The sequence below is a fragment of the Roseobacter cerasinus genome, from assembly GCF_009811755.1.
GTDB lineage: Bacteria > Pseudomonadota > Alphaproteobacteria > Rhodobacterales > Rhodobacteraceae > Roseobacter > Roseobacter cerasinus.
On the sequence record NZ_BLIV01000001.1, the window covers coordinates 280,043 to 297,025 of the forward strand.

Below are 16,983 nucleotides of genomic sequence, written 5' to 3' on the forward strand. Positions count from 1 at the left end.
GCGTCAAAAGATAAAGCATTTGTCCCGCCGGATGGTCAGCCACATCACGGTGCCAGGCTTTGGCAGGAACACATTCGGCACCGTCGCCCGCAGCACCGAGCCGTCATAGTCCATGGCGAATTCCACAAGGCTCTCATTGCCCATGAAGCGCGCCCGCTGCACCACGCCGCGTGCCGCTGTGCCATCCGTGGCGGTGGGCTTTGGCCCTTGTCCGTTGCGGTCAAAGTCGATGCGCACGTGCTGTGGGCGAAAGACGATGTCCACATCCGTGCCATCCGGCACCCCGGGCGCCAGGAACTGGCCAAACGGCGTCTCAGCCAGCGCACCCTGCACCCGCGCCTTGAGCACATTGGTGTCCGAGAAAAACGCCACAGCCGCGCGATCCACCGGGCGGGTGTAAACGTTATAGGGCGCGCCCTGCTGTACAATCCGCCCGTCGCGCATCAATGCGATCTCGTCGGCCATGCGCATCGCCTCTTCCGGCTCATGGGTGACCAGCAGCACAGCCGTGTTTTCCTCCTTGAGGATGTTCAGTGTCTCGTCGCGGATACCATCGCGCAGCCGGTTGTCGAGGCCGGAAAACGGTTCGTCCATCAGCATGATCTTGGGCCGCGGCGCCAGTGCCCGGGCCAGCGCCACCCGCTGCTGCTCTCCCCCCGAAAGCTGATGCGGAAACCCGTCGATAAAGCGCATCAGATCCACACGCGCCAGCAGCTCTTCCACCCGCGCGCGCTTCTCGGCTTTCGATGCCTTTTTGAGGCCGAAAGCCACATTATCCGCCACGCTCAGGTGTGGGAAAAGTGCGAAGTCCTGAAACATCAGCCCGATCTCGCGCCGCTCGGGCGGCAGGCGAAACACGGTGTCACAGACAAGCTGACCATCCACATAGATCTCGCCGCTGTCCTGCATCTCGACGCCGGCGATCATGCGCAGGGTGGTGGATTTGCCGCAGCCCGAAGGCCCCAGCAGGCAGGTCACCTGCCCCGGCTGGATCGCAAAGCTGATGTCATCCACCACCGGGCGCCCGTCGAAGGCGCGCCGCAGGTTCCTGATCTCAAGCCGGGGGGGAGGTGTCGTCACGTACCGGTCCAAATCCGATCAAATCCATCGGATAAGGGGCTATCAGCCCTGCCACGCGCCTGCAAGCTCCGCCGTCAGACCAGCTCGAACCCGGCCTCCGCGCGGTCAACACCGTTGACCTGCACGGTGACGCGATGCGGCCCGGGATAGAGCCGAAACGTCGTCGCGTCGCCTTTCAGCTTGTGCAGCTTGCGCGCGACGAAAGGCTTCGCCGCGGCGGCTTTGCCCTGCTTAAGTTTGAAGACCTTTTCGCCGGTCTTGCCCTCGGGGCGCGCAAAGGTGATGCGATAATCGACCAGCACCGGCAGATCGACCACGCTGGACACCGTGCAGGTGAAAGTCAGCGCGTCCCCCATGGCGACCTGAGGCGTCTCGATCTCAAGATCCACCGTGACCGGCACTCTGGCATCGAATCCCAGAGCGGCCATGGCACCGCTGTGCCCCTGCTTGATCAGCGTGCGCAGCGCATGGCGAGTCATCCAGTCGATCTCTTTCGCGACCTGCTTGCCGCCCTTTTGCCAAGTGGCGAGCTGACCCAGCACCAGATCATCGCGGGTTTTCGACAGATCGTTCAGGTGGTTCGCAACGGAGCGTGTGACATAGCGGGTCGGGTCCCCATGCAGCCGGTCGAGCAGCGGCAGGGTCTGATCTGGCGTCAGCACCACCGCCTTGGCCCAGGGCAGCTTGGGCCGGGTGCCCTCGCTGACCAGACGCCGCACATGATAGTTGTCATCCTCCGCCCAAACCGCCAGCGCGACCAGCGTTTCCTCCGTCCAGCGATTGAGAAAGGGGCGGATGTAGAACTCCATGGAAAACCGTTGTGTCGCTTCATAAAGCAGCGCCATGGCGCGCTCCCGATGCTCTTCGAGCCCGTGGCGCACGGCAAGAATGCCCGGTACCGCGTGGATGAACTGGCCAAAGTCATCGTCGGTCAGCGTCGGGTCCAACCGGGGCGCAAGTGCCGCCTCCAGCTGATCCGCCATGGTCGGGAAGTCCTTGGCCAGCTGCGCCTCGGCGCAGTCGGCCAGCCACTCCATCCGCGCCATCAACTCCCGTTCGGGAAAGCCTGCGAGCGCCTCTTCCTCGAAGCGTGCTGCGTCAAAACCGGGCACGCCCGCTGCGAACTCACCGGCCAGTTGGCCAACGGTTGTCGGGTTGAAGAGGTCGTCTTTCAGCGAATATCCAGCGGCCATGATCTATATTGTGGCGTTTGTGGCACCGCCGTCGCAGAGGATATTCTGCCCGACAATGAAACCCGCGTGCTGCGAGCACAGGAAGGCGCAGGCAGCTCCAAACTCCTCGCGCGTGCCATAGCGCCCGGCAGGAATCGTGGCTGAGCGCCGCGCGCGCGCCTCCTCCAAGGTGATGCCTTCCCGTTCGGCCACCGGGCCATCCAGCGCTTCGGCTCGGTCGGTTGCGTGGATGCCGGGCAGCAGGTTGTTGATGGTCACGCCCGCGCCGGCGACCTGTCGGCTGGTGCCCGCCACATAGCCGGTGAGCCCGGTACGCGCGGCGTTGCTGAGCCCCAACTGCGGGATCGGTGCCTTGACCGACTGCGAGGTGATGTTGACCACCCGGCCCCAGCCGCGCTCCATCATGCCCGGCACCAGCGCCTTGATCATGGCGATGGGGGCCAGCATATTCGCGTCGAGCGCCTTGATGAAGTCGTCGCGGTCCCAGTCGTGCCACATGCCGGGCGGCGGGCCACCTGCGTTGTTCACCAGAATATCCGTATCACCCGCCGCAGCCAGCACCGCCGCGCGCCCCTCGTCCGTTGTGACATCAGCGGCCACCGTTTCGACCGAAACGCCATGGGCGCTGCGGATGGCCTCCGCCGTGGTCTCCAGCGCCTCAGCCCCGCGCGCGTTCAGCACAAGATGGCATCCGGCAGCGGCTAGAGCCTCGGCACAGCCTCGGCCCAGACCCTTTGACGACGCGCAGACGACCGCGCGTTTACCTTTGATTCCCAAGTCCATGCCATGCTCCCTGAATGATTCAGCCTATGCCTAGCACCCGGACGCCAGAGAAGGCCAGCCAAAGACCGGCTGGCCCGATCCTTGTGCCGCCACAGCCGCGCCACGGGCCGTGACGCGGCGCTGTCTTGCCCATGGCCCCCATACCTGTCTCGCTGCCCGCCTTATATGCGGAGGACCTCCTGGCGGTGTCGGGGGCGAACCAGGGGGAGCCGCTGTGTTGTGACAAGCCGCTTGTCGAAGGTGACATCTATCAGCTGCGCAAACCGGTGCAGCCCCGGCGACTTATTCTGGTTGGAGAGACAGTGGGGCCGCTGACGCTCGCGCCGCAGACAGAGTTGGGCCAGGCGGGTGCGGAGGTTGACGCGCTTTGCATGCTGCGTCTGATGGCACACTGTGGAGCGCGAGCAGACGTCATCTTGCTGAGACAAGTCGGGGCGACCGACGGGCGGACACCCGCTTTTGCCGTGCCGGTCACCCCGTTGGTACCGACAGCGGAGTACCGGCTGGTTGAGATTGATCGCGGCCAACCCCGGCAGGTGCTGGCCCAGATGACTGTGGCTTCCTTCCTGCGCGGCACGCAGATCACCATGGCGGACGGCCAGCAACGACCGGTGGAGGCGCTGCACGCCGGAGACATCGTGCTGACACGGGATGGCGGGGCGCAACCGATCCGCTGGGTGGGTCGCATCACGGTGCGCGCGGTGGGCGCGCTGGCCCCGGTCCGGATTGAGGCGGGTGCACTAAACAACAGTCGGGATCTCAGTGTCAGCCCGGAACAGCGCCTTTTGATCCATCAGCGCAGTGACATTTTGAAGGTCGGGCGGGCCGATTTGCTGATCAAGGCGCGCGATCTTCTGCGCGGGCCTTGCGTTTGCGTGGATCAGGGCGGTTTTGTGGACTATCATCAGGTGCTCCTTGATCAGGCCCGCATCCTTTTTGCTGAAGGTATTGCGGCGGAGGCGATGCGCGTGAACAGCTGCACCGCGGCAATGCTCCCTGCATATCTACAACATGAACACGTGTGGGAGGGTAAGGGCGAGCCTACCGGGCTGGAGCTCGGGTCAGCGTTGTTGGATCGGTCTGATCTCATGACCGTCTTGCAGCGTGCGGTCTTGGGGTAAGGACGGGTGGCCTGAAAGCCCACCCCACCTGCCAGCACCACGCGCAGCGCTTGCCGCCGGGGACGCGCCTCGCTATATGCGCGCTTATGTTGGACAGCCCCAAAAACCGCCCCGATCTGCCGCCTGAAATCGCGCGCCGCCGCACCTTTGCGATCATCAGCCACCCGGACGCGGGCAAAACCACGCTGACAGAAAAATTCCTGCTGTTTGGTGGCGCTATTCAGATGGCGGGCCAGGTGCGCGCCAAGGGTGAGGCGCGGCGCACGCGCTCCGACTTCATGGCGATGGAGAAGGACCGAGGCATTTCGGTCTCCGCCTCGGCCATGTCTTTTGATTTCAAAGAGTTCCGCTTTAATTTGGTGGATACACCCGGCCACTCCGACTTCTCAGAAGACACCTATCGCACGCTCACGGCCGTTGACGCCGCCGTCATGGTGATCGACGGTGCCAAGGGGGTGGAAAGCCAGACGCAGAAGCTCTTTGAAGTCTGCCGGATGCGCGACCTGCCGATCCTGACGTTCTGCAACAAAATGGACCGGGAGAGCCGCGACGTCTTTGAGATCATTGACGAAATACAGGAAAACCTCGCCATTGACGTAACCCCGGCCAGCTGGCCCATCGGTGTGGGCCGGGATTTTCTGGGGTGCTACGACATCCTGCGCGACCGGTTGGAGTTGATGGACCGTGCGGACCGGAACCGCGTGGCCGAGAGCATCGAGATCCAAGGCCTCGACGATCCGAAGCTGGCCGACCATGTGCCGTCTGACCTACTGGAGACGTTGCGCGAAGAGCTGGAGATGGCGCGCGAGCTGCTGCCGCCGCTCGACATGGCCGCGATGCATGAGGGGTCATTGACGCCAATCTGGTTCGGTTCCGCCATCAACTCCTTTGGCGTGAAGGAACTGATGGAGGGCATCGCCTCTTACGGGCCGCAACCACAGATCCAATCGGCTGAGCCGCGCCAGATCCTGCCGGAGGAGAAAAAGGTCGCCGGTTTCGTCTTCAAGGTACAGGCCAATATGGACCCCAAGCACCGCGACCGCGTGGCCTTTGTGCGGCTGGCGTCCGGGCATTTTGAACGTGGTATGAAGCTGACGCATGTGCGATCGAAAAAGCCCATGGCGATCAGCAACCCGGTGATGTTTCTGGCCAGCGACCGCGAACTGGCAGAGGAAGCCTGGGCGGGCGATATCATTGGCATCCCGAACCATGGCCAGCTGCGCATCGGCGACACGCTGACCGAAGGCGAAGTGATCCGCGTGACCGGCATCCCCTCCTTCGCACCGGAGCTGTTGCAAGGCGTGCGCGCAGGCGACCCGCTAAAAGCGAAACACCTCGAAAAAGCGCTGATGCAATTTGCCGAGGAAGGGGCTGCCAAGGTCTTCAAACCAGCTATCGGCTCGGGCTTCGTGGTCGGCGTCGTGGGGCAGTTGCAGTTCGAAGTGCTGGCCAGCCGCATCGAGCTGGAATACGGGCTGCCTGTGCGCTTTGAGGCCTCACAGTTCACCTCCGCCCGCTGGGTCAGCGGGCCCAAACCCGCGGTGGAGGCCTTCACCGAGCGCAACAAGCAGCACATCGCGCATGATCATGACGGGGACATCGTGTATCTTACGCGGCTGCAATGGGACATCGACCGCGTGGCCCGCGATGACCCGGATGTGACGCTGAGCGCGACCAAGGAAATGATGGTTTGACCTCTGCCCCGCTGCGCGCACATGAAAACCGCGCAGGAAGGGCCACGGAAACTCATCTTTTTTTGTGGATTCACCAATAGATAGTATGGTGATTTGACCCTGCGCCCGCATGTTGCTATGGACGCGCATCGTGTCGCGGTGTCAGCCGCCATTTTGGGCCATTCGGGCCGAGACGAACGCTGCTGCGGGCCAAGACAGTGTCCGCCAAAACCGGACATATATGACCAAATTCTCTGATCTGAATCTGAATCCAAAAGTTCTGAAAGCCATCGACGAAGCGGGCTATGAAAGCCCCACGCCCATTCAGGCGGGCGCAATTCCGCCCGCGCTTGAGGGCAAGGATGTCCTTGGCATCGCCCAAACCGGAACCGGCAAGACGGCGAGCTTTACCCTGCCCCTGATCACCCAGCTGGCCCGGGGCCGCGCCCGTGCGCGCATGCCGCGCAGTCTCGTGCTCTGCCCGACACGGGAACTCGCGGCTCAAGTGGCCGAGAACTTCGACACCTATGCCAAATACGTCAAGCTGACCAAGGCACTGCTGATTGGTGGTGTCAGCTTCAAGGAACAAGACATCCTCATCGACAAGGGTGTCGACGTGCTGATCGCCACGCCGGGCCGCCTGCTCGACCACTTCGAACGCGGCAAGCTGATCCTGAACGACGTGAAGGTCATGGTGGTTGATGAGGCGGACCGGATGCTCGACATGGGGTTCATCCCCGATATCGAACGCATCTTCGGCCTCACGCCCTTCACGCGGCAGACCCTCTTCTTCTCGGCCACCATGGCGCCCGAGATCGAGCGGATCACCAATACCTTCCTGTCGGCGCCTGAGCGGATCGAAGTGGCGCGTCAGGCGACCACCAGTGAAACCATCACCCAAGGCGTGGTGCTCTTCAAAGGCAGCCGCCGCGACCGCGAACCTTCCGAGAAGCGTAAGCTCTTGCGCGCCCTGATCGACGCCGAAGGCGAGACCTGCACCAACGCCATCGTCTTTTGCAACCGCAAAGTCGACGTGGATATCGTTGCGAAATCCTTGAAGAAATACGGCTATGACGCGGCCCCGATCCACGGCGACCTCGACCAGTCCCAACGCACCCGCACACTCGACGGGTTTCGCGATGGCAGCCTGCGCTTCCTCGTGGCCTCGGATGTGGCCGCACGCGGGCTCGACGTGCCCTCCGTCAGCCATGTGTTCAACTTCGATGTGCCCAGCCACGCGGAAGACTACGTGCACCGCATTGGCCGTACCGGTCGGGCGGGCCGCGATGGCAAAGCGGTGATGATCTGCATTCCGCGAGATGAGAAGAACCTCGACGATATCGAGAAGCTGGTCCAGCGTGAAATCCCCCGGATGGAGAACCCGCTGAAGCCCGAGACGTCAACTGCGCCGGAGCGTGAAGACAAGCCCAAGCGCTCTCGCAGCCGGAAAGCGGCCGAGACCAGGGACGTTTCAAAGCCCGAGGCGAAACCCGACACGCAGCCCGACGACAAGCCCAAGCGCGGGCGCGGGCGTCGCGGTTCAGGCGATAAGAGCAGCTCCGAAAAATCGGATCGCGGCGGAAACAAGGTTGTGGGCCTCGGCGATCACACGCCCGAGTTCATCGGCCTCAGCTTCAAGGAACGCATCGCCAGCTAAGCCAGGCCCGCTTCTTCTGGCGTCAAATATCCTCCCCGAAGGGCCGGGCTGCCACAGGCGCCTCGGCCCGCGAGATCAACTCAACCGGCTCACCACCACAGTCACTTCAGGCTTGCGCCCGATCTCATCCAGCGCGGTCTGCCGGATAATGCGTCTCAGCCCCTCCTGCAGCTTGTCGTCATCGCGCAGGGTTTTGGCCCCGGCACGCGCCAACCACTGCCCCAGATCCGCCTCCAATACATCGACCAGAGAGGCCCGGCTGCTGCCTGTCTCAGGCAATCCCATCAACTCGCACCACGGCTCCCCTAGAGGCTCGTCTTCGTCGTCCACAATCAGGGTGACCACCACATGCCCGTTCAAGGCCATACGGATACGGTCGCGCACTACCCCGTCCAACGCGCCGATCTGCACCGACCCGTCCAGATAAGTGCGCCCGGTCTCGATGTACTCCGCAATGGTCGGCTGATTGCCCGACAGATCCACCATCATCCCGTTGACCGCGAGCACACCGGTCATCCCGTTGCGCTCGGCCAATTTGACATGTTCCCTCAAATGCCGGTGCTCCCCATGCATGGGGATCACCACCTGCGGCCGCACGATGCTGGTCAACCGCTCCAAGTCGGGCCGGTTCGCATGACCCGAAACGTGGTACTTGCCGGCGCTGTCATCCACCACGTCCACACCCTGCTCAGAGAAGGCGTTCATGATGCGGATCACACCTTTCTCATTGCCCGGAATGGTCTTGGACGAGAACAGAAAAAGGTCGCCCTCCTTCATCTCGACACCCTGATACTTGCCCCGCGATAGCTGTGCAGAGGCGGCGCGCCGCTCGCCCTGGCTTCCGGTCACCAGCAGCATCAGGTTCTCGCGCGGGATCTCCCTGGCATCCTCGGGCGGCACAACACTTGGGAAATCGGTCAGCACACCGCTTTCCACGGCGGCCTCGACCATGCGCTTCATGGCCCGCCCCATCAGCACGATGGACCGACCCGCGCGCACACCGGCCTCGGCCAATGTCTTCACCCGGGCCACGTTCGAGGCAAAAGTTGTCGCCACAACCATGCCCTTGGCGCTTTGCACCAGGTCGGTGATATCCGGGCCCAGGGTCGCCTCCGACCGTCCGGGGTTTGGCGAAAACACATTGGTGCTGTCGCAAACCAGCGCCTTCACGCCGCCCTTGCAGACCTCTGCCCAAAGCTCCGGGTCAAACGGCTCTCCCACCAGAGGCGTCTCATCCAGCTTGAAGTCGCCCGAATGAATCACCCGCCCATCGGGGCTGTCGATCACCATCGAAGAACTCTCCGGGATCGAGTGTGACATCGGCAAAAAGCTCACCGAAAACGGCCCGGACTGCACCATCTCCGGCCAAGGCGACACCACCTGTACCGCGTCCTCGGGATGGCCCTGCTCCTGCATCTTGCGTTGCGCGATATTGGCGGTGAAGGGCCGCGCGTAGATCGGCGCGCGTAGCTGCTCATAGCTGTGCGCCACTGCGCCGATGTGATCCTCATGGGCATGGGTAATGAACACCGCCTCGATCTGATCGCGCCGCTCGACCAGCCAGGAGATGTCGGGCAGGATCAGATCCACCCCGGGGCTCGTCTCCATGTCCGGGAAGGCCACGCCCAGGTCCACGACAATCAGCCGCTCCTTGCCCGGGCGGCCATAGCCATAGACATAACAGTTCATGCCAATTTCACCCGCGCCCCCAAGCGCGAGGTAGATCAAACGGTCTTTGCTCATAAGGGTTAAGCGGCGTCCTCATTGAATGCGTGGATCACGGTCAGCCCGTGAATGGTCAGATCGTCCTCAAAGGCGTCAAACAGCGCCTCGGACTGCTGGAAAAGCGGGGCCAGCCCCCCGGTTGAAATCACGCGCATCTTGCAGGCGCGTTCTGCCTTGATCCGGGCACATATCTCACGCACGAGACCAATGTAACCCCAGAAGACACCCGACTGCATGCAGGCCACCGTATTGGTGCCGATCACGGCCTGCGGTTTGGAGATATCGACATGGGGCAAGGCCGCCGCCGCCTGATGCAGCGCCTCCAGGCTCAGGTTCACGCCCGGTGCGATGACCCCACCCACATAAGCCCCATCGCCCGCCACCACATCAAAGGTGGTGGCCGTCCCGAAATCCACCACAATAAGATCGCCACCATAGAGGTTATGCCCCGCCACCGTGTTCACCAGACGGTCCGGCCCCACCTGCGTGCCCTCATCCACCCGCACATCCACAGGCAGCAAACAGTCCGGCTTGCCCACAACCAGAGGCCGTGTGTCAAAGTAGCGATCCGCCATAACACGCAGGTTGAAGACCACACGCGGCACAGTCGAAGACACGATTACATCAGTGATCGTCACATCTAGGTTCTGCAGCTTCATCAGAGTGCTGAGCCAGACGTAGTATTGATCGGCGGTGCGCTGCCACTCGGTCGACGTGCGCCAGTGCGCCAGAAATTGCTCCCCGTCCCAGATCGCAAAAACCGTATTGGTGTTCCCGCAGTCAATCGCCAGCAGCATCTCTCACCCCCTTCAGAAAAATACATCCGCCGCAGCGATGGCGCGAAGCTCTTTGGAGGTCCGCAACATGAGGTTACCACTGGAGTCCACATCCTCAAAGGTGCCGGTGATCTCCTCCCGGCCGGTGCGGGCAACAACTGTTTCACCCAGACGCGCCGCGTGCTGCAACCAGGCCGCTCGAATGGGCGCAAACCCCAATGTGCTAAACTGTTGCTCCAGCGGGGCATAGGCCCGCGCAAGCGCGTCCAGAAACACCTCAGCGCCAACGGTCTGCCCGGTCGTTTCTCGCAAAGACACAGGCGGGATGGCCCCGGCTTCCACTTCATCAGGTTTGGGCGCCGCCACGAGGTTGACCCCCACCCCAATGGCCAAAGGCCCCACAGCCCTGCCATGACCCGCGCTTTCCAGCAGGATCCCCGCAACCTTCCCGCCGCGCAGCAGCACGTCATTCGGCCATTTCAACGCAAAGGCATCCTCGCGCCCGCAGACCTCCACAAAGGCCTCGCGCAACGCCAGCGACATCACGAAGGATCGCAACGCCGCAACACCCGGCGCCTGATAATGGCGCAGTACCAGCGTCGCCGCAAAATTCCCCTCCGGCATCGCCCAGGGCCGTCCACGCCGTCCGCGCGCCGCCGTCTGCCGATGTGCCAAAACCCAAAACGGCGCAGCCTCGGCCTGCGCCAGCCGGACCGCCTCATCCAGGGTCGATCCCACCTCCTGGCAGATCACCCGGCCATATCCCTCGGGCCAGGGCATCACGGTTTCTTCTGGCCAGAAATATCCCCCCCGGAGGGCCGGTCAGCCACCCACCGCATAGGATCAGTTGACAAGCACAGCCGCGGCCGCGGCCGCCGCCGCCTCGACACCGAACATATTCGCGATGCCCAGAACCATAATCGCCGCCGAGGCCATCAGGAACCCCGAGAGCAGAGGCGACCCCCCTGCGTCCACACCCTCCTCGGCCTCATCGCCGAAATACATGTAGAAGACAATCCGCAGGTAGTAGTAAGCCCCGATCACCGAGGCAATCACCCCAGCCACCGCCAGCCAAGCCAGCCCCGCTTCATAAGCCGCGCGCAGTACGTAGAACTTCCCGAAGAACCCGAGCATCGGCGGCACACCGGCCAGCGAAAACAGAAGCACCAGCATGGCCAGCGCCTTGCCCGGCTCGCGCTTGGAATACATCTGCAGCGCGCCAATGTCCGTCACGGGTTGCCCATCCTTTTCCATCATCAGGATAAAGGCGAAGGTGCCAACATTCATCGTCACGTAAATCGCCATGTAGATCAGCATCGCCTGCACACCCAGCACCGTACCCGCCGCGAGCCCCATCAGCGCATAGCCCATATGCGCTATCGAGGAAAACGCCATCAGCCGCTTGATGTTGGTCTGACCAATCGCCGCGACGGCGCCCAGAAACATCGAGAGCACCGAAAGAAGCGCCACGATCTGGCGCCAGTCACTCACCGCATTGCCAAAGGCGTCATGCAGCACCCGCGCAAAGAGCGCCATGGCCGCCACTTTCGGGGCCGTGGCAAAGAAGGCGGTGACCGGCGTGGGCGAGCCTTCATAGACGTCCGGCGTCCACATATGGAAGGGCACAGCCGAGACCTTGAACGCCATGCCCGCCATCAGGAACACCAGACCAAAGAGCAGCCCAAGCGAGACCTCGCCCGCCTGCGCCGTCTCAATGATGCCGGAGAACAGCGTGGTGCCCGCATAGCCATAGACCAGCGACGCGCCATAGAGCAGCAGGCCGGACGACAGCGCGCCCAGCACGAAATACTTGAGCCCCGCCTCGGTCGATTTGACGGAATCGCGGCGCAGCGAGGCCACCACGTAAAGCGCCAGAGATTGCAGTTCCAACCCCATGTAGAGCGCCATCAGATCCGCCGCCGAGACCATCACCATCATGCCCACGGCACTCAGCGCCACCAGCAGCGGATACTCAAACCGCAGCAAATCGCGCTGCTTCATATAGGCTTCGGACATCACCAGCACCGCAGCAGCGGCCAGCAGGATCGTAACCTTGGCAAAGCGCGCAAAACCGTCAATCATCAGCATCCCGTTGAAAGCGCTCTTTGCGCCCTCACCCGTCGTGCCGATCCAGGCGGCGAGCGCAATCATCACGCCTGCGGTCATCCAGACCAGCGTCGAGGCCAGCCCATCTTTCGACGTATAAACCGCCACCAGCAGCATCCCCATCGCGTAAACCGCGAGCAGGATTTCCGGCAGCACAAGGGTCAGATCAGCGGAAGTCATCGCATCGTCCTTCAGTTCGACGCCAGCTGGGTTGCAGCTTCCGCTGCGGCCAGCGCCGTCTCGTAATTTGAAACCAGATTGGCCACTGCGGGCCCTGTGACATCCAGCACCAGCGCCGGGTAAACCCCCAGCAGCAAGGTCATCACCACCAGCGGCGCAAAGATCCAGCGTTCACGGGGGGTCATATCGGTGATCGAACGCAGGCTCTCCTTGATCAGATCGCCCATGACGACCCGACGGTAGAGCCAGAGCGCGTAAGCGGCAGAGAAGATCACACCCGTGGTCGCCACAGCCGCAACCCAGGTGTTGACCTGGAACGTCGCCATCAGCGTCAGGAATTCACCCACAAATCCACTCGTCCCCGGCAGACCCACATTGGCCATGGTGAAGAGCATGAAGATCAGAGCATAGGCCGGCATCCGGTTGACCAGCCCGCCGTAGGCGTCGATCTCCCGCGTGTGCATCCGGTCATAGATCACGCCCACGCAAAGAAAGAGCGCACCCGAGATGAACCCGTGGCTGATCATCTGGAAGATCGCGCCATCGACGCCCTGCTGGTTCGCGGCGAAAATCCCCATGGTCACAAAGCCCATATGCGCAACCGAGGAATAAGCGATCAGCTTCTTCATATCCTCCTGCACAAGTGCGACCAGTGAAGTGTAGACAATCGCAATTGCGCTCATCCACAGCACCAACGGCGTCAGCACCTCCGCCCCGACGGGGAACATCGGCAGCGAAAAGCGCAGGAAGCCATAGCCGCCCATCTTCAGCAAGATCGCCGCCAGCACAACCGACCCGGCAGTCGGCGCCTGCACGTGCGCATCGGGCAGCCAGGTGTGCACCGGCCACATTGGCATCTTGACCGCAAAGCTCGCGAAGAAGGCGAGGAACAGCAGCGTCTGCAGACCGCCCACGATGGTCACGCCCGCAATCGAGAAGGTCTCGAAATCGAACTGATGCCGCAGCAGTTGTTCAATGTCAGTGGTGCCCGCTTCGGCAAACATGCCCACCATCGCCACAAGCATCAGCACCGAGCCGAGGAAGGTGTAAAGGAAGAACTTGAAGCTCGCATAGATGCGGTTCGCCCCGCCCCAGATCCCGATGATCAGGAACATCGGAATGAGACCCGCCTCGAAGAACAGATAGAAGAGCACCAGATCCAGCGCCATGAAGACGCCCAGCATCAGCGTCTCCAAGAGCAGAAACGCGATCATATATTCCTTGACGCGTACCGTCACATTCCACGAGGCCGCGATCACCAGCGGCATCATGAAGGTGGTCAGCATCACGAAGAGCACCGAGATACCATCGACACCCATCTTGTACTGCAGGCCCAACAGCCAAGGCGCCTCTTCGACGAACTGGAAGCCGGTGTCATTCGGGTCAAAATCCGCCAGGATGAATAACGACACCAGGAAGGTCGTCGTCGTCGCCGCCATCGCCAGCCACTTGGCATTGCGATTGGCTGCTTCATCATCGCCGCGCAGGAAGACAGCCAAGATCAGTGCCGCAACCGCCGGGATGAAGGTCACAATGGAAAGCAGGTTGTCCATCAGTTGGCTCCCCCGGAGAGCGACATCCACGTGACCAGCACCGCGATGCCGATCACCATGGCGAAGGCGTAGGTGAAGATATAGCCGGATTGCGCGCGGCCCGCGAGGCGGGTGAAGAAGGGGATGATGCCCATGGCGACGCCGTTGAGGCTGCCGTCGATCACATCACCATCGCCGCGCCGCCAGAAGAAGCGGCCAACCCACTTCGCCGGACCCACAAAAATGAAATCGTAGATCTCGTCAAAGTACCATTTGTTCTTCAGGAAGAGATAGAGAGGCCGCTGGTTCTCGGCCAACCGCTTGGGCAGCTCCGGGTTCACAATGTAGAACCAGACCGCCACGGCGAGCCCCAACACCATCGCCACGAAGGGCGACAGTTTCACCCAGGTGGGCACGTAATGCGCCTCGTGCAGCACGGTGTTTTCGGGGGCGATGTAGATACCCGCGCCGCCGGGCGGGTCTTCCATCACATAGTGAAGCTCGGATGCCTTGGGGCTCCGCTCCGCCACCGCAGCTTTGATCTCGTCACTCGGCTCTTCGTAGTGACCGCCGAAGAAGGTGATCACCTCGTTCTGCTTACCAAAGAAGCTCGAATACCAGATGGCCCCTGCAAAGACCGAGCCAAGCGCCAGAACGCCAAGCGGGATCAGCATCGTCATCGGGCTTTCATGCGCGTGCTCATAGGTGTGCTTGTCGCCCCGCGGCGTGCCCCAGAAGGTCAGGAACATCAGCCGCCAGGAATAGAAGCTGGTGAAAAGCGCCGCGATCACCAGCGCCCAGAAGGCAAAACCGCCCGGCATCGCCGCATAAGCGCTCTCGATCACCGCGTCTTTCGAGGCAAAGCCTGCGAAACCGATCCACCCGGTGAGCGGAATGCCCACCCCGGTGATCGCCAGCGTGCCGATCAGCATGGCCCAGAAGGTATAAGGGAGCTTCTTGCGCAGCCCGCCATAGTTCATCATGTCCTGCTCATGGTGCATGCCGTGAATGACCGAGCCCGCACCGAGGAAGAGCATCGCCTTGAAGAACGCATGGGTGAAGAGGTGGAACATCGCGACCGAATAAGCGCCCACGCCCGCCGCCACGAACATATAGCCCAGCTGCGAGCAGGTCGAATAGGCGATCACGCGCTTGATGTCGGTCTGCACGAGGCCGACCGTGGCCGCAAAGAAGGCGGTCGCCGCGCCCAGCATGGTCACAAACATCATCGCTTGCGGCGCGAACTCCATGACCGGCGACATGCGGCAGACGAGGAAGACCCCCGCGGTCACCATGGTCGCCGCGTGGATGAGCGCGGAGACGGGTGTCGGGCCTTCCATCGCGTCCGGTAGCCAGGTGTGCAGGATCAGCTGCGCCGATTTGCCCATCGCTCCGATAAACAAAAGGAAGGCGACGAGATTGGCCGCGTTCCACTCCGACCACAGGAAGGTAAGCTGTGTCTCCGCGAGATCAGGTGCTGCCGCAAACACATCGTCGAAGTTGATGCTGTCGGTCAGGAAGAACAGCGCGAAGATGCCTAGAGCAAAACCGAAATCGCCCACGCGGTTGACCACAAACGCCTTGATCGCCGCCGCATTGGCGGAGGGTTTGCGGTAATAGAACCCGATCAGCAGGTAGGAGGCGACGCCCACGCCCTCCCAGCCGAAGAACATCTGCACCAGATTGTCCGAGGTCACCAGCATCAGCATCGCGAAGGTGAAGAAGCTGAGGTATGCGAAGAACCGCGGCTTGTAGGTCTCGCCCTCACGCCACTGCGGATCGTGATCCATGTAGCCAAAGGAATAGAGATGCACGAGGCTGGAGACGGTGGTGATCACGATCAGCATGATCGCCGTCAGCCGGTCGAGCCGGATGGCCCAATCCGTGCTGAGCGTGCCGCTTTCGATAAAGCGCAGGATCTGGATCTGTTCGGTGGTGCCGTCAAACGTCAGGAAAACAAGCCAGCTGAGGATCGCCGAGAGGAACAGAAACGATGTGGCGACCCACATGGCTGCTGTTTCGCCGATGATTTTCCAGCCAAAGCCGCAGAGCAGCGCGCCAACCAGCGGGGCAAAGAGGATGATGGTTTCCACTAGTTGTCACCTCTGTCTGTTGCGCATTCCGGTGCATCACATTCGATTGCGCGGTAGTTTAGAAAATTCGCCATGTGAGTCTTTCCACATGCTGTGCATGCCATTTCGACAGCGACATCTTGCACGACCTTGAGCACCATCATCCTATTTGGTGTCAATGACCCATTCTTCGGTCGTGGTACTTGAGGGAGCTGCACAACGCTAACCCTTCATCACATTGACGTCTTCGACGGCGATGGTGCCGCGATTGCGGAAGAAACAGACCAGAATGGCCAGGCCAATCGCCGCCTCTGCCGCCGCGACCGTCAGCACGAAGAGCGTGAAGACCTGCCCCACCAGATCATCGAGGAAGCTGGAGAAGGCCACCAGATTGATGTTCACCGCCAGCAGCATCAGCTCGATGCTCATCAACAGGATGATGATGTTCTTGCGGTTCAGAAACAGCCCAAAGATGCCGATGACAAAGAGCGTCGCCGCCACTGTCAGGTAATGTTCAAGTCCGATCATATCTCATCCTCAGGCATTTTCAGCGTCATCACTTCTCGGGCCTCGCCCCGCCAGCGCCGTAAAATAGGTCACAGCCACAGCTGGGGCGATCCAGCCTATACGTCGTCGAACGCGCCCCCATGGCATCCAGACGCGCACCCAGTTGCGAGAGTGAGACCGCCTCGGAAGCTTCCGCTGCGTGCCGGACCGCTTTCACAACAAGGTTCTGATCCACATGGATCGTCGCCGCGGCGCCCTTGTCGGCAATGTGCGTAAAGGCTTCCATCTGTGTCAGCGACCCGCAATGCGTCACCACCACTGAGTGCATCTGATCCCCGTCAAAGGACACGAAACGTTCGTGCATCACAGACCCGGCGCCCAAATCCACGGGCGCGGAGGTGAAGTCATGATGAGAGCCGGACGCACAGGTCTCTGCCACGCCGCTCGTTGACATCATCGCAACCGCCGCTGATGCAAACGTTGTTTTCACAGGCCCTGCCTCGCTTCGGCGTCTTTCGGTTCCATCATGTCGCCCTTGCCGGTCTCAGGACCGGTTGAAATATCCAAATGCCGCGAGC

14 protein-coding genes are annotated in these 16,983 nt (G+C 61.9%); 3 read left to right on the forward strand and 11 right to left on the reverse strand.

The features are described from left to right. Nucleotides 1-3 precede the first annotated feature (3 nt). The 3 genes from So717_RS01445 to So717_RS01455 form a co-directional block, all read right to left on the reverse strand. Complete coding sequence (locus So717_RS01445) at nt 4-1,080, reverse strand: ABC transporter ATP-binding protein (protein ID WP_159974429.1); 1,077 nt, start codon at nt 1,078-1,080, stop codon at nt 4-6. Between the two features lie 74 nt (nt 1,081-1,154). Further along, complete coding sequence (locus tag So717_RS01450; RefSeq protein WP_159974430.1) at nt 1,155-2,273, reverse strand: YhaZ family DNA alkylation repair protein; 1,119 nt, start codon at nt 2,271-2,273, stop codon at nt 1,155-1,157. A 3-nt stretch (nt 2,274-2,276) separates the two neighbouring features. Then, nucleotides 2,277-3,056, reverse strand: coding sequence for an SDR family oxidoreductase (locus So717_RS01455; protein WP_159974431.1), 780 nt, complete (start codon nt 3,054-3,056; stop codon nt 2,277-2,279). Between the two features lie 131 nt (nt 3,057-3,187). Here So717_RS01455 and So717_RS01460 point away from each other — a divergent pair, with 131 nt between their 5' ends. The 3 genes from So717_RS01460 (at nt 3,188) to So717_RS01470 (ending at nt 7,507) form a co-directional block, all read left to right on the forward strand. After that, nucleotides 3,188-4,177 (forward strand): Hint domain-containing protein, encoded by a 990-nt coding sequence (locus So717_RS01460; protein WP_159974432.1) that lies wholly within the window; start codon nt 3,188-3,190, stop codon nt 4,175-4,177. A gap of 86 nt (nt 4,178-4,263) precedes the next feature. Continuing rightward, entirely contained in the window at nt 4,264-5,871 is a 1,608-nt protein-coding gene (locus So717_RS01465; RefSeq protein ID WP_159974433.1) for a peptide chain release factor 3, read from the forward strand. A 220-nt stretch (nt 5,872-6,091) separates the two neighbouring features. Continuing rightward, complete coding sequence (locus tag So717_RS01470) at nt 6,092-7,507, forward strand: DEAD/DEAH box helicase (protein WP_159974434.1); 1,416 nt, start codon at nt 6,092-6,094, stop codon at nt 7,505-7,507. A 75-nt stretch (nt 7,508-7,582) separates the two neighbouring features. On the opposite strand, the gene So717_RS01475 is transcribed toward So717_RS01470, so the two are convergent. From So717_RS01475 to So717_RS01510, 8 genes are all read right to left on the reverse strand, one after another. Beyond that, nucleotides 7,583-9,250 (reverse strand): ribonuclease J, encoded by a 1,668-nt coding sequence (locus So717_RS01475; RefSeq protein ID WP_159974435.1) that lies wholly within the window; start codon nt 9,248-9,250, stop codon nt 7,583-7,585. Between the two features lie 5 nt (nt 9,251-9,255). Then, nucleotides 9,256-10,029, reverse strand: coding sequence for a type III pantothenate kinase (locus So717_RS01480; protein WP_159974436.1), 774 nt, complete (start codon nt 10,027-10,029; stop codon nt 9,256-9,258). A gap of 12 nt (nt 10,030-10,041) precedes the next feature. Beyond that, entirely contained in the window at nt 10,042-10,788 is a 747-nt protein-coding gene (locus So717_RS01485) for a biotin--[acetyl-CoA-carboxylase] ligase (RefSeq protein WP_159974437.1), read from the reverse strand. A 63-nt stretch (nt 10,789-10,851) separates the two neighbouring features. Next, nucleotides 10,852-12,294 (reverse strand): NADH-quinone oxidoreductase subunit NuoN, encoded by a 1,443-nt coding sequence (gene nuoN, locus So717_RS01490; protein WP_159974438.1) that lies wholly within the window; start codon nt 12,292-12,294, stop codon nt 10,852-10,854. A gap of 11 nt (nt 12,295-12,305) precedes the next feature. Then, nucleotides 12,306-13,847 (reverse strand): NADH-quinone oxidoreductase subunit M, encoded by a 1,542-nt coding sequence (locus So717_RS01495; protein WP_159974439.1) that lies wholly within the window; start codon nt 13,845-13,847, stop codon nt 12,306-12,308. Further along, on the reverse strand, nt 13,847-15,919 hold the full coding sequence (gene nuoL / locus So717_RS01500) for an NADH-quinone oxidoreductase subunit L (protein ID WP_159974440.1): 2,073 nt from the start codon (nt 15,917-15,919) through the stop codon (nt 13,847-13,849). Before nuoL ends, So717_RS01495 begins: the two co-directional genes overlap by 1 nt. Before the next feature lie 201 nt (nt 15,920-16,120). After that, entirely contained in the window at nt 16,121-16,426 is a 306-nt protein-coding gene (gene nuoK, locus So717_RS01505; protein WP_011569388.1) for an NADH-quinone oxidoreductase subunit NuoK, read from the reverse strand. Between the two features lie 28 nt (nt 16,427-16,454). Next, nucleotides 16,455-16,859 carry a hypothetical protein gene (locus So717_RS01510; protein WP_159974441.1) on the reverse strand — a complete coding sequence of 135 codons (405 nt, stop codon included), beginning with the start codon at nt 16,857-16,859 and terminating at the stop codon, nt 16,455-16,457. Nucleotides 16,860-16,983 lie beyond the last annotated feature (124 nt).